Consider the following 13,611-nt stretch of genomic DNA (forward strand, 5'->3'; position numbering starts at 1 on the left):
TTTCATGCTGCGAAAGTTGAGATAATAAAAGCAAAAAAAATAAATGGCGCGCCGACGGCGAATTAACCGAATGTGCATAAAAGGGCTGTCCTCAAGGTCGAATTGAACTGGCCCCTTTGTCAAGGACACTTCAAAAAAAGAGCTAAGCGGCTGACAAAAGAAGATGATTCCTGTACTGAACAGGGGTCATCTTTTTTAATCCCCATTGATACCTGTAGTTATTGTAGTAATGAATGTAGCGATCGATCTCACGTTTCAGTTCGTCTATGGAAGAGCAATTGCGACTTATGACGTGGTCTTTCAGATGGCCAAAGAAGGACTCTTGGGGGGCATTGTCCCAGCAGTTTCCCCGCCTGGACATGGACTGGCCGAGCCCCTTCTCTTTCAACAGTTCTTGGTATTTGGCACTTGTATAATGACATCCTTGGTCTGAATGGATAAAGGCCTCTTTATGCAGCTTTAGGCGTCTTTGCTTCGAGAGCTTTTCGATGGTCTCCGTTGCTAAGGACATGGTGAGGCGAGTGGAGAAATTGTGAGCTAGAAGTTCCCCCGTTGACGCATCCAAAATGGTCGATAATTAGGCCATCTCCGACTTTCCATAGGGAAGGTATGTGATGTCAGTGAGTAGCACAAGACCCGGGATTTCCTTCTTAAAGTCCCGTTGCAGCCTATTGGGGACGACGCGGTGCTCTTGAATGGCCTTGGCTATCAGTCTGTATGGATTGGGTCTTCGGTGAGGACAAACAAGGTATAGGTTTTGCATATGCCTGCGAATCCGTTTTCGGTTGTAAATCACGTTAAACTCATGTTCCAGGACCATTTTGATGAGCCGGGTCTGTCAAGATTTTTGTGTAAACTCATTTATAGAGAATCTCCCACGAGGGGGAGATCGACCCTCACGGCAGATGCTGGCCAATGCGCTCAGGGAAGAAGACCGAGAGCTGCAGCAGCATTTGACCCCAGTTTTGGACACGGCCCGTCCATTTACGGGTAACGTCCATGGTGACCAGATACAGCATCTTTAGCAATGCCTCGTCCGTCGGGAAGATGCTCTTGCCCTTGGTTACCTTGCGTAGCTGACGATGGTAGCTCTCGATCATATTCGTTGTGTAGATCAGCTTGCGGATTTCCGGCGGATACTTGAAGAACGTCGCGAGCTCCTCCCAGTTGGTGCGCCATGAACGGATGATGAGCGGATACTTGGAGCCCCAGGTTTCTTCGAAGCGATCCAATTCCACCAACGCCATCTCTTCTGTTGAAGCCTTGTAGATCGGCTTTAAATCCGCCGTCACTTTCTTGAGGTCTTTGTAGGACACGTAGCGTGTGGAGTTGCGGATTTGGTGGATGATGGCACTTCTGGATCTCGGTCTTCGGGTAGGAGGCCGTGATGGCTTGTGAGAAGCCGGTCAGGTTATCGACGCACGTGATCAGGATATCCTGGACGTCACGGTTCTTAAGGTCGTTCAGCACACTCAGCCAGAACTTTGCGGATTCGTTCTCGCCGATCCACATGCCCAGCACGTCTTTGCCGTCCAGATCGATACTGATGACCATGTAGGCCGCCTTGTTCACGATCGCGCCATCTTGCTTTACTTTGAAGTGAATGGCATCCAGGAATACAACGGCGTAAACGGCTTGCAACGGACGATTCTGCCACTCCTTGATCAGCGGTACGATCTTGTTCGTCACGTTCGAAATCATCGTCGGAGACACGTCGATGCCGTACAGCTGTTGCAAATGATCTTGAATTTCCCGCTGACACCCTTGGCGTAGAGCGCGATAATCTGGTCCTCAATGCCGGTTACGTTCGATTGATGCTTCCGGACGACGAGCGGTTCGAACTCACCTTGACGGTCCCTAGGGACGGCAATCTCCTGCTCGCCGTACTCGCTCGTAATCATCTTTTTGCTTTTCCCATTGCGGCTGTTGCTCGTCTGCTTGTTCTGTACGTCATGCTTCTCGTATCCCAGATGCGTGTCCATCTCGGCCTCAAGCATCTCCTGCAACGTTTCAGCGAACAAGTCTTTTAAAGCGTTCTGTGCGTCCTGAGCGGTGACCAGGTTGTTCTCCTTGATAAACGCTCGAAGCTGCTACTTCGACCATAACCCCATGTGTGCTCCCAACCTTTCTACTACTTCCATTTTAGTAGGTTTGAGAGTTTACACAAACGATTTTACAGACTCGTAATTGTGTTTCATTTAAGAGGAAATTCCTTAATCCCATACAACATTTTGCCTTTATGGTTACTTGTTAATAAAATGGATTATGTTATACAATATCCTTACTCAAAGGTTGACCTACACAGGGGCCGACTTGGTTGCGATCAATTTAATGGAGTAAAAGAGGGGTGGTATGTATGGGAAAACTCTTAATAATTACTATTCAAAAAATCATTTCTCTATTTTTCATCATTGCAGGTTATTATCTTTTAAAACATAGTATTGAAAAAGGAAATTCTTCTTTTGCAATTTATTTAAGCAATTCCAATAGCAACTATTCTGAGAATTCATATGTTACTTTACTAGAAAGTTTTATACTTTCGTACCAAATCATAGGGACTGTTTTCCTTTTAATAGGGTGTTTTTATATTCTTAAACTTCCTAGAATGCCACTAAGCAAAGAAAAGTAGAGAGAAGGTATGGGTCCTTTATTGTTTAACCAATAGTTGCCCCACCAAAAGAGTTCTAATAAATCCACTTATAAACAAAAAGAAACGGCCTAGTCACAGCGAGAGATTTACTGTGGGTACGGCCGTTTCGCTTTAGAAGAATTTAATTTGTTAAATTTTTTCTAAAGATTGGTTCATTTTGGAATAAACGCGCTATAGTGTACATGATTCTAAATATTGGGAGGTAGAATATGAACCGCTATTTAAAAATTGCAAGTATGAGTTGCTTGGCGCTCAGTCTTTCTGCTGCATCAGTCTCAGCAGCATCTCCACAACTATCGTCTTCTATCACTACCCAAAGTGTAACTCCTGATAAGACCGAGTACACAACTACATCAACTGGTCAGATTATCCCAGTGTATTATTTCAATAATAATACAAAAGCAAAACAATTTATGGCACTTCAGCAGCAACAGTATATTCAACGAAAAGAAGAAGCTGCTAACTCCTCTTCATTAGTTAAAAGTGCAAGGGCAACTGCAACTAATTTTGTCTCATATTACGGTCCAGTAGACTATGATTTTACAAATACTTTTATGTCAAACACTACAAATACTGAGCAATCCATGTCTACGACGATTACACGTAACCATAGCACTAAAACCACAGTCTCTGTGAACGCAGAGTTTGCTAAGTTTTTCAAAGCACAAGTCGGGGTAGAGTTTGCAAATTCGTATCAATATCAAAATACATTCAATTTAAAAGTTCCTGGTAAGAAAAAGGGGCTTATTACGACAGCAAACCATTCTGATTATTACACAGCTTCTTATGGTGGTGTTAGTTTAGGTATTTATCGCCCTACTGCAAATGAAACTTCTGCGATATATATTGTTAATTTAGATTTTCCTGAAACCTAATGTCTCTCGTTGTCCCCCGAATGGATTATTACAATGGCACTATCATTCGATAGAGTCAGGTTGTCGGGAAACCCAGTGTCTTGTTTCAAGACGGCTGGGTTTTTCTATTGTTTTAGAAAAGGGTACCCTCTTTCCATGTTTTGTATATTTACCACCATTAGCGCCTGATCCGTGACATTATCACCTCACGAACGGCAATAGCGAAACCCCTGGAGCTGGTTGGCATTAGGAAAACTTCACTTTATTTAACTTTTCGCTTTCGGTACAGCTTTTTGCCTGACTTGCTTAGCCGATTCAGCCGCACACGTTCCTTGCTGTCATTCTCATACGCGCTGGTTTACCTTGCGATTGTTCCGAGAACGAGTACATGTCCAGCATTGGGTAAGTTGCGTACTGCTTGGGAGCGGACGCATATTTCCTGTACCCTTTTCAAGGGTTTTATACTTGGCCTTACAATGCGGAATTAAGAGAACCGCCTAAGGTAAGGCCTTATTACGATAATGTTAATTTGGCGTGTACAGAAATATAACAACTTTTCACCGTCAAATAATGTCATCAATGTTTGATAAAATTAGCTGATGCGCCCGTTCGCCCGCCGATCTGCTTCGACCATCAGACTTCCCGAGATGCACTTAACATTTGCAGAAGACACGCAAATGACCGGAGAATTCAAACGAACCTCCGGCCCAATTATATTTTACGTGGTTTTCTCCTCCAGGTAACGTTCCACCTCCAGCGCCGCGAGCAGCAGCGGACCGACGCCCATGTAGTGGTCCGAGACGACCGCCTCGGAGACGTAGTAGTCGAACGAGCCGTTGCGGTCCTTGCTGAGGCCGGCTCCGTGGCAGATTTGATGCAGATGTACGCCCTGCTCGTCCTCCGTCACCAACCGCCCGACGATGCCCTCGTAGCCTTGGAGCATGGCGGAACGGAAGACGGGGCTGAGATAGCCGAGACGCAGTCCCTTCGCCATCGAATAGACGAACATGATCGAACCCGTGGCCTCCAGATAATTGCCCTTCCGGTCGCCTTGGTCGAGCACCTGGTACCATAGGCCGCTCTCCGGCTCCTGCACGCGAACGAGAGCGTGGCACATTCGCTCGTAGATGCCGACGATCGTGCCGCGCTTCGGGTGCGCGACGGGGAAGTGCTCCAGGCAGTCGACGATCGCCATCGCGTACCACCCCATCGCCCGGCTCCAGAAGTTCGGCGACCGGCCCGTCAGCGAATCCGCCCATTCCTGCTCCTTCGACTCGTCCCAGCCGTGATACAGCAGGCCGGTCCGCGGGTCGCGCATGTGCCGCTCGACCAGCAGCAGCTGATGCGCCGTCTCGTCCGTCAGATCCGGGCGGTCGAACGTCCTGGCATACTCCGCGAGGAACGGCGAAGCCATGTACAAGCCGTCCAGCCACATCTGGAACGGGTACACCTTCTTATGCCAGAAGCCCCCTTCCGACGTACGGGGCTGGCCGATCAATTGGGCCGCCAGCGTATGAGCCGCCTTGGCATAGCGCTCCGCCCCGGTGTTCTCGTATTGCATGAACAGATTTTTACCTTGGTTGATCTGATCGAGATTGTACTCCTCCAGCGAATAGGTCCGAATCGATCCGTCCTCTCCGATGTAGAGGTCCATATGCCGCTGCATGAAGGACGAATACCTCTCGTCGCCCAGCTGCCGGCCCGCGCGTCCCATCGCCATGAGCAGCATGCCCGGCACGTACGCCCACCGCTCCAGCGGATACGGGTGCAGCCCGTCCTCGCGGCACTGGCCGAGAATGGTGTCGGCGACCTTGCGCGACCAGCCCTTCAACTTATCCAAATTCCGTTCCGCGTTCATCGCGATTCCCCTCTCCCGGTTGTCGGAGGCGCCTCCAGCCGCTCGCGCAGCCACGCGAACGCCGGCTCTCCGTGAATCTCATGTCCCCCTGCGAAAAAGTCCGCCGCCAGCGAGCCCGGCGCACCCGCTTCCGAATAAAGACCTTGCAGCTCGCGATATGCCTTCTCGGCCGCCTCGCGCGGGAACACCCGGTCGGCGTCCCCCGACTCCAAGAACAGGGCGCGGGGTGCGATCAGGCCGAGCAGCTCCGGCATCTCCGCCTCGAGCAGGATGCCGGGAATGTAGTTGTCGAGGCAGTGATTGCGCGCCAGGATGCTCTCCGCGAACAAGCTGGCGTATCCGCTGACGACCGCGCAGCGGATTCTCTCGTCCAGTGCCGCCGCGAAGCCCGCGACGAGGCCGCCGCCGGAGATACCCATGACGGCGATGCGGTTCGGATCGGCGCCGGGCAAGCTCCGGGCGTAATCGACGGCCCGCATCGTCTCGCGAACCCGAAGGCCGGCCAACGTCCGGCCGGTCAGCAGCAGGTGGGCCGCCAGCCGGAAGCAGGAGTTCTGGCCTGGCTTCTCCTGCTTGTCCTCCTCTAGCCGCCGGTCGCCGAAGCCGATCAGCTCCGGCGCGAATACGACGAAGCCTTCGCGCGCGAGCGAGATAGCAAAGTCCTTGTGCAGCCCGGGATGGCCGGCGCGCTCGGAGCCGTCCGGCTCGAGGCCGACGATCTCGCGGCTGCCGTAGCCGTGGCCGTGCAGCGCGATGACCGCCGCCGCCGGCACGGAGGCGGGACGCCTCGGCATCAGCACGTACGTCGGCATCCGAAGCCCCTCGACCGTCGCGAATTCAACTCTCTCCCGTATATACCCGTCGCATTCCGTACGCTCCAGCAGCCGCGGTTCGGGAGGCTGCTCCTCCGCCGGGAATTCCCCGAGCAGCCGGGAGAAGCTCTCCCGCAGCCGCGCACGCCTCCCCTCCCGGTCCGCAGGGTCCGCGCCGTCGCCGCGCGCGAACCTGCGCCGCTCGGCCGCCTGCTCCGTCAGCGAACTCAAATACCGCTCGATGTCCACGTTGCCGCCCTCCCCTTAAGCGTCTCGTACGATTCGGTTAATACCCTTCCGGGTGCCAGCCGTCCAGGATGCGGAGAATCCGGTAGTCCTTGGCCTCCTCCGCCGACAGCTGCCGGGACCAATCCGCCCTCTTCTCCGGCGCGGCTCCTTCCCCGGTGCTGCCGTACTCCTCGTAGCGGCTCGTCTTCTCCCGGTCCGGCTGCCCCCAATTGTGCCAGCCTTCCGGCGCCACGCAGCCGTCCATCCGGGTGCGGATGAACGCCGTATGGGCATACGGGCGCCAAGGCCGGCCCAGATAGACGTCGCGCACGCCGTCGCCTCCAGTAATCTCGCAATCGAGGAACACGTACCCGAACGCGGCGCCCTCCGGCGTCGAAGCGGCCGTGATATAGCTCCGCGACCGCTTGTTGTGCAAGCGGCAACGGTCGAACACCGCCGTCGCCGGACCGAAGATATAGTCGACGTCGCCTTCGATGCAGCAGTCGTCGTAGTAGTGCTTGCCGCCGCCGGCATACAGCGTATCCTGGTCGCCCAGCAGCCGGACGCGGCGGAACACCGCCCGGTCGGCGTCGACGAACGCCGCCACCGCCTGTCCCGTCCCCGGGCCGGAGGCGTTGCGGATCGTCACGTTCTCGGCCGTGAAATTCGCGGCGAACACGTTCAGCGTACCGGTGCGGAACGTGCCGAGCGGCTCGCCGTCGGGCCCTAACGTGTGCGCGTTGTCCGACCAGGTGACGATCGTGCGTTCCGCGTCCTCGCCGAGCAGCAGAATCGGCGGCGCGTCCTTCGGCACCGTCACCTTCTCCTCGTAGATGCCCGGCCTCAGGCGGATCGTCGTCGCTTCCCCGCTGCCCGCCGGGATCGAATCGATCGCCTCCTGCAGCCGCCTATAATCGGCTTCGCCTTGCGCGGATACCGTTATCATTCGCATGCTTGCTCTCCTTTTCTATCGAATCGGATATCCTTTATACTTGTGTAGAACCATCATCTCGCAAATTCGGAGGAACGTCCATGGCGGCGACGACGGAGCTCCATCCCAAATATCAACTTGGCGAAGGCAAGCTCAGCATCCAGCACATGAAGCGCAAGGGAGCGACCGCAATGCCGCGTCCCCACAGCCATTCCGCGATCGAGCTCTATTACTTGCTGGACGGGGAGCGCGTCTACTTCGTCGACGGCCGGGTCGTCACGGTGCGCAAGGGAGAGCTCATCCTGATCGCCGAAGGCGAAGTGCATTCGACGGCCAGCTCCGAAGTGGCGGAGTTCGAGCGGATTCTGATCCATTACGACCAGGACGTGCTGCCGCCCTCGCTGAGGCCGCTCGACCTGCTCGCCGGCGAGAGGCGGTTCCGCGTCTTCGCGCTGACGCTTCGCGAGAGGGCCGAAGCCGAGCGGATCCTGCGGCGGATGCTGGAGGAGTGCTCCCAAGCGAAGCCATACTACGACGCCTGCTGCCAATCGCTGCTCGCGGAGCTCGTCGTGCTTCTCGGCCGTTGCGAGCGCGCCCCGTCCGCAGACGTTCCCCGCGACTCCCTCCATCACAAGGTGTCGGAGATCGCCTCCTACCTGGGAGAGCATTACCGGGAATCGCTGACGTTGGAGGAGACGGCGAAGCGCTTCTTCGTGAGCAGTTCTTACCTGAGCCGCATCTTCCACCGCCTCACCGGGTTCGGGTTCCGCGAATACATTCTTCATCTGCGGGTGAGGGAAGCCCAGCGGCTGCTGGCCGGCACGCGGATGCGGATGAACGAGATCGCGCCCGCCGTCGGCTTCGAGTATTTGTCCCACTTTAACAAAGCGTTCAAGAAGGCGACCGGCCTGACGCCGATGCAGTACCGCAAGCAAGCGAAGACGGGAGCGATCCGCCCGGACGGCCCGGCCGAGGGTTAACCGCGACGCGGGGAACCTGCACGCCCTGTCCGCCTCAGGTGCTCCAGTTCAGTCTTTCCGCCTCAGTCGTTTCGGCTCAGGTGCCTCGGCTTTCCCGGCTTCTGGCACGGAAGAACTCACGCCTCGAAGTCCGTCGCCACGTTCGCGCACCGGTGGAGCGAGACGACCGGCTCCTCGGCGGTCCGCAGCCGCAGCCGCTCCAGCTTCAATCCGTCGGCATATCGCGCGAGTAAGCCGCGCTCCGTCTCCGCGTCGAAGCCCTCGATCGTCAACCGGCTCAGCGGCAGCTCGGGCAGCCCGTTGACGAGCAGCGCCGTCCTCGCCCCCACGCAGACGAGGTCCCGCAGCGTAATGTCGCGGAACACCGGCGTCTCTTCCGTCACCGGATGAACCTGCTCGTCATTGCCTTCCGAACCCTCCACCCCCGCGTAGAAAAGGTGGAAAGAGACTGCCTCGCGCTCGATGCCGCACATGCGAATCCGCTCCATGACGATATCCTCGACGACTCCTCCTCGTCCCCTCGCGCTCTTGAAGCGGAGGCCGATGTCGGTATCCATGAACTGACAGTCGGAGACGCGCACCGCCCGGACGCCGCCCGACATCTCGCTGCCGATGACGACGCCGCCGTGGCCGTGGTACACCGTGCACTCCCTCACCGTGACGTATTCGCACGGCAGCCCCCTCCGGCGTCCCTCTTCGTCCTTGCCCGACTTCAGGCAGATCGCGTCGTCGCCCACGTCGAAGGTGCACCGCTCGACCAGAGAGTGTCGGCAGGACTCCAGGTCGAGGCCGTCCCCGTTCTGCGAGAACCACGGATTGCGGACGTGCAGGCCGCGCGCCGTCACCTGCTCGCAGTCCTGCAGGTGCAGGCACCAGGCGGGCGAGTTCTGGAACGTCGGCCCTTCGAGCAGGACGCGGCGGCAGCCGTGAAGCCCCAGCATCGCCGGGCGCAGGTAAGCGCGGACCGGCAAGTACGCGTCCGGATCCGTCTCGCCGCTCTCCCGCAACGCGCGGACCCGCTCCTCTCCTTCCATCGCTTCGCGGGAAGGCCACCACAGATCCCCGGCTTCGTTCACCGCTCCGCCGGATGCGAGCAGCCGCTCCCACTGAACGTCCGTCTGCTTGAAGCGCTTGACCGGCCGCCAGCCCTGGCCGCCTCCGTCGAACACGCCGCCGCCGGTAATCGCCACGTCCTCCAGATCGTCTCCCTGAAGCGGCGACTGGCAACGGATGTCCGACCTGCCTTCGAATCGCGTGCGGACGAGCGGATACAGCTCGGGATCGGGCTCGAATCGGACGATCGCGCCCGGCCGGGCGTGCAGCTCCAGGCGGCTGCGCAGGCGAAGCGGCCCCGTGCGCCAGAGGCCGGGCGGGATGACGACCCGCCCGCCGCCGGCGGCCGAGCAGGCGTCGAGCGTCCGCTGGAACGCCTCGGTGCAGAGAGCGAGTGGATCGGCCGAATCGGCGCCGTAGTCGGTCACGTCGAACGTCCGGTCCGGAATGCGCGGCAGCTCCGGAACCGGATAAGGGGCGCTCGACCCCGGCTTCGACTGCGACTTCAACTGCGACTTCAACTGCGACTTCAACAGCGACTGCGCCTCCCCGTTCGTCTTCGCCGGTCCGGTCATAGGCGCTCCTCCTGCTCTTCCAGCGGTTCATAGCCGAACCAGTCGAAGAACGCGTACCGGGACGCACCCTCCGCGCCGGTTCCGGCTTGCCTGACCGCTTCGCGTTGGCCATCCGCGTCCGGCCCGGTCTGCTCGCTGGCGCCAGCCTGCCCGCCTACTCCAGCCTTCCTCACTGCGCCAGCCTGCCCGCCTGTCTCGGCCTGACCTCCGCCCCAGCCGTTCGCCGTTCCCGCCGCACAAGTCGCGTACATGCCCATATAGGCTCCGGTGAAACCTCCCGCCCGGTCCGTGCTCAGAATCGTGCCGTCGGCTTCGCCGCCGATCGGCTGCCAAGCTACGGCCCCTTCTGCGCGCCAGCCGAAGCGGTACGCCTGGCCGCGCGCCTCGACCCGAAGCTCCAGCGCTTCTCCGTCATACAACGCCGAAGCCAGCACCCGCTCCTCACCGGCCACACGCTCGGTAAGCCGCAGCTCCGCCTTCCCGCCGAACCGCCCGTACTCCAGCCGGAACTGGAAGTCGGCGTTCTGCAGCAGCACGAGGCCCGCCGCGTCTCCGTCCCGCGCCGGCTTAAAGCGGACCGCCGTCTCGGCCCGGAAGCTCATGTGCTGCTGCCTCCGGCCGACGAACGACGGATTGCCCCATTCGGCGACGGACACCGGTCTCAGCGCGAGCCTCAGAGATCCCGGCTCCTCCGACAGGCTCCAGAACTTCTCCCGAGGCGTGCGCAGGAAGTTCCAGACAAGCCCCAGCTCCGGCCCGTCGAAGTCGTCCCGCGCCGGCAGCGGCGGCCAAGGCGTCTCCGGCAAGTCCGGCGCCGCTCCTTCGAGCTCGACCACGCCCTTGCCGGGGCTGACGACCGGCCATTCCCGCTCCCAGCGGACCGGCACGAGGAACGTCTCGCGGCCGAGATTGCGATAGTACCCGCCGTAGGGACGCGAGGCGAGGCAGACCATCCACCAGTCTCCCTTCTGCGTCTCGATCAGCTCGGCGTGCCCGACGTTGACGATCGGATAATCCCGGCCGAGGTGACGATGGGTCAAAATCGGGTTGCCCTTGTAGCCTTCGTACGGCCCCGTCGGCGTCTGGCTGCGGGCGATCGTGACGGCGTGCGTGTGGCCGGTTCCGCCCTCGGCGATCAGAAGGTAATACCAGTCGCCGATCTTGTACAAGTGCGGCCCTTCCTGGGCGTGCGCGACCTTAAGCGCCCCTTGCCAGATGCTCGTCTTCGGCCCGACGAGACGGCCGCTCGCGACGTCCAGCTCCTGGAGCCAGATGTCCATATGCTTCGGGTACTGCTGCCCTTCCGGCGGAACCCGGTTGCCCGTATAGTAGACCTTGCCGTCGTCGTCGAACAGCAGCGAAGGGTCGATGCCCGGCGCGTCGTCCAGCCAGACCGGATCGGACCAGGGGCCTGCCGGATCGGACGCCGTCACGTAGAAGTTATGGCATTCCTTCTCGTTGTCGACGAGCGTCGTAATCATATAATAGACTCCGTTATGATACCGGAGCGTCGGCGCCCAGATGCCCCGGGACGGCTGAATGCCGTCCAGATTCAGCTGCGACGGGCGATCGAGCACGTGGCCGAGCTGGCGCCAATGAACGAGGTCCCGGCTGTGGAAGATCGGAACGCCCGGGTAGAATTCGAAGCTGGACGTCACCAGGTAATAATCTTCTCCGACGCGGATGGCGGACGGATCGGGATAGAAGCCCGGAAGCACCGGGTTGCGGAACTTGCGCATCGTTATCCTCCTATGCCACATGAATTGGAAGCCCATTCAGTATAGTTCATAAGAGGATCAAAAAGATAAAATAATCTTGCTCATTTTTCCTATAATTATATTTTCTTGTTCTAAAACCTCTCTCCAGCATGTTTTCGGCGGTTAACTTCCCGGTCAAAAGCATGTATAGTAAAAAGACAAAGGAGCGATCGACATGAGGGGAGAAAGACAGCTGAAAATTCGCTTTTTCTTAAGCTTGACGCTCATCGCCGCATGCTCGGTGCTGGTATTGGCTTCGGCCTTGTTCGTCTGGTTCCGCGCCAAGACGATCGACAACGTCAACGCGGCGAACGAGAGCGTACTTCTGAACACGGAGACGGTGCTGGACAAATACATCGACACGGCGCAAAACTATACGATGGACTTCTATCGCAATCCGAACATCAACATGGTCATGCAGAGCGAGGACAACGGCTGGAGCGATCAGCTCTACGGCGCGCTCAGCCAGATTCGCGGCACGCTGACGGTCAACCCGTATCTTGAAAACGCCTACATTATGGGCAAGGACGAACCGGCTCTCATGTTCGAGAACAATCCGCTCAGCCCCGACGCCAAGCGCGAGCTGTTCGAGAGAATCCGGGGCAGCGTGATCAAGCAATCCCCGTTCATGTGGACCGCGACGATGAACGACGGGAAGCCGAGCGCGCTCCTGACGGTGTTCTACAACGACAGGGCGTTCGACAGCAGCGAATACGCCGGCGCCATCGCGATTACCGTCAATCTGCAGAAGCTCCAGCGCAACCTCTTCACCTCCAGCGAAGACGGCGATACCCGCTATGCGGTGCTGGACGCCGCCGGCTCCGTTCTGATGCAGAACGGGCCGGCGGACAGCGGCTTCGACCCGGACTTGCTTGGGACCATCGCGGGCGGGACGGCCAAGGCCGGAACGCTCGTCTGGGATTCGGACCGGGACGGCCGCAAGCTGATCACCTACCGTCAGGCCGATCGGGGAGGGCTGTGGCTGCTCTCCGAGACTCCCTACGAGAACAGCGTCCGCGACATCGCGAGCGCCCTCAAGCTTCTCGTCTGGCTCTGCCTCTCCCTCATGGCCGCCGCCGCGATCATCGCCGCTCTCGTCTCGCATCGAATGTACAAGCCGATCGGCACGCTGTTCGGCGCGATCCGCAGCCTCTCCGGCGAGCGTCTTGGCTTCGCGAGCGGCATCGGAGGCGGAGGTTTCGCGGGAGGCGGCGGAGGCTTCGCCGAAGCGAACCGCGAGCTGGAACGCATCGCCGGGCGCTTCGGGGAGCTCGCCCGGGAGAACGAGGACAGCGCCCTGCTGAATTGGCTTACGTCGCCGTACCGGTCGGACGATCGGCTCCCGTCCGCGCTGCCTCCCCTGAGGAATGCCGAGGGTCCCGCGTCCTTCCGCGTGGCGGTGCTTCGCCTGATCCGCTCCGAGGAGGACGACGGCATGACGTCCGATGCGCTTCGGGAGCGGATGCGCGGCCTGCCGCGACTGACCGAGGAGCTGTTCGAAGAGACGGTCACCTGCCGCGGCTTCTTCCCGCACGGCGAAGCGGCGGTGCTCATTCTGAGCGAACGGGAGACGGGGAGCTTCGGGGACGACGGCCAATCCCGGCCGAGGTGGGAGCTGCTCGAGCAGCGAATCCGGTCCTGGCCCGTCAAGGCATGCACGATCGGCGTCAGCCGCCTGTCCGCCGACTCCGGCGAGCTGAAGCGGCTGTACGAAGAAGCGAACGGCAGCTTGCAGCATGCCAAGTTCCAATATCGCGCCTCCGTCCTGTTCGCGGAGGACGCGGGCGGTCTCGGCGACGGACCGGTGCCGGACGGCTTGGCGGAAGCGGTTCTGCAGGTCGTTCGCAGCCGAGAGCAGGAGCTCATTCCGCGCGCGGTCGAACGGTTGCTGGCGGCCATGGCCGAGTTCAAGG

At 58.8% G+C, this 13,611-nt stretch carries 8 protein-coding genes and 2 pseudogenes; 3 read left to right on the forward strand and 7 right to left on the reverse strand.

Translation table 11 applies throughout. From position 1 onward, the window contains the following. Positions 1–142: 142 nt before the first annotated feature. Positions 143–832: pseudogene (locus tag H7B90_RS28475) on the reverse strand (IS3 family transposase); the annotation flags it as partial. Between the two features lie 64 nt (positions 833–896). Continuing rightward, a pseudogene (locus H7B90_RS28480) lies at positions 897–2,075 on the reverse strand (IS256 family transposase). Between the two features lie 784 nt (positions 2,076–2,859). Here H7B90_RS28480 and H7B90_RS28485 point away from each other — a divergent pair. Continuing rightward, positions 2,860–3,525, forward strand: a complete 666-nt coding sequence (locus tag H7B90_RS28485) for a hypothetical protein (RefSeq protein WP_185139291.1) — start codon at positions 2,860–2,862, stop codon at positions 3,523–3,525. A 697-nt stretch (positions 3,526–4,222) separates the two neighbouring features. Here H7B90_RS28485 and H7B90_RS28490 read toward each other — a convergent pair. The 3 genes from H7B90_RS28490 to H7B90_RS28500 are packed head-to-tail and all read right to left on the reverse strand — an operon-like array spanning position 4,223 to position 7,354. Continuing rightward, complete coding sequence (locus tag H7B90_RS28490) at positions 4,223–5,362, reverse strand: glycoside hydrolase family 88/105 protein (protein WP_185139297.1); 1,140 nt, start codon at positions 5,360–5,362, stop codon at positions 4,223–4,225. Next, positions 5,359–6,423 (reverse strand): dienelactone hydrolase family protein, encoded by a 1,065-nt coding sequence (locus H7B90_RS28495; protein ID WP_311772832.1) that lies wholly within the window; start codon positions 6,421–6,423, stop codon positions 5,359–5,361. The genes H7B90_RS28490 and H7B90_RS28495 overlap by 4 nt, the downstream gene beginning before the upstream one ends. A gap of 37 nt (positions 6,424–6,460) precedes the next feature. Continuing rightward, the gene (locus H7B90_RS28500) at positions 6,461–7,354 is read right to left on the reverse strand and encodes a pectinesterase family protein (protein WP_185139292.1); all 894 of its coding nucleotides are present in this window, start codon (positions 7,352–7,354) and stop codon (positions 6,461–6,463) included. Positions 7,355–7,434: 80 nt separating this feature from the next. Here H7B90_RS28500 and H7B90_RS28505 point away from each other — a divergent pair, with 80 nt between their 5' ends. Beyond that, on the forward strand, positions 7,435–8,313 hold the full coding sequence (locus H7B90_RS28505) for a helix-turn-helix domain-containing protein (RefSeq protein ID WP_185139293.1): 879 nt from the start codon (positions 7,435–7,437) through the stop codon (positions 8,311–8,313). A gap of 116 nt (positions 8,314–8,429) precedes the next feature. Here H7B90_RS28505 and H7B90_RS28510 read toward each other — a convergent pair whose 3' ends face one another. Further along, positions 8,430–9,941 carry a glycoside hydrolase family 28 protein gene (locus H7B90_RS28510; RefSeq protein ID WP_185139294.1) on the reverse strand — a complete coding sequence of 504 codons (1,512 nt, stop codon included), beginning with the start codon at positions 9,939–9,941 and terminating at the stop codon, positions 8,430–8,432. Then, the gene (locus H7B90_RS28515) at positions 9,938–11,680 is read right to left on the reverse strand and encodes a glycoside hydrolase family 43 protein (RefSeq protein ID WP_185139295.1); all 1,743 of its coding nucleotides are present in this window, start codon (positions 11,678–11,680) and stop codon (positions 9,938–9,940) included. Before H7B90_RS28515 ends, H7B90_RS28510 begins: the two co-directional genes overlap by 4 nt. A gap of 193 nt (positions 11,681–11,873) precedes the next feature. Here H7B90_RS28515 and H7B90_RS28520 point away from each other — a divergent pair. Continuing rightward, positions 11,874–13,611 (forward strand): cache domain-containing protein (locus H7B90_RS28520; RefSeq protein WP_185139296.1); only part of this gene is annotated, 1,738 nt, incomplete at its 3' end.

This window comes from Cohnella xylanilytica, from assembly GCF_014212175.1.
GTDB classification, from domain to species: Bacteria; Bacillota; Bacilli; order Paenibacillales; family Paenibacillaceae; genus Cohnella; species Cohnella xylanilytica.

Bases quoted from the DNA above. Each gene is read 5' to 3' on its own strand.
- H7B90_RS28485 (WP_185139291.1), top strand. From the start codon at position 2,860: ATGAACCGCTATTTAAAAATTGCAAGTATGAGTTGCTTGGCGCTCAGT.
- H7B90_RS28490 (WP_185139297.1), bottom strand. From the start codon at position 5,362: ATGAACGCGGAACGGAATTTGGATAAGTTGAAGGGCTGGTCGCGCAAG.
- H7B90_RS28500 (WP_185139292.1), bottom strand. From the start codon at position 7,354: ATGCGAATGATAACGGTATCCGCGCAAGGCGAAGCCGATTATAGGCGG.
- H7B90_RS28505 (WP_185139293.1), top strand. From the start codon at position 7,435: ATGGCGGCGACGACGGAGCTCCATCCCAAATATCAACTTGGCGAAGGC.
- H7B90_RS28510 (WP_185139294.1), bottom strand. From the start codon at position 9,941: ATGACCGGACCGGCGAAGACGAACGGGGAGGCGCAGTCGCTGTTGAAG.
- H7B90_RS28515 (WP_185139295.1), bottom strand. From the start codon at position 11,680: ATGCGCAAGTTCCGCAACCCGGTGCTTCCGGGCTTCTATCCCGATCCG.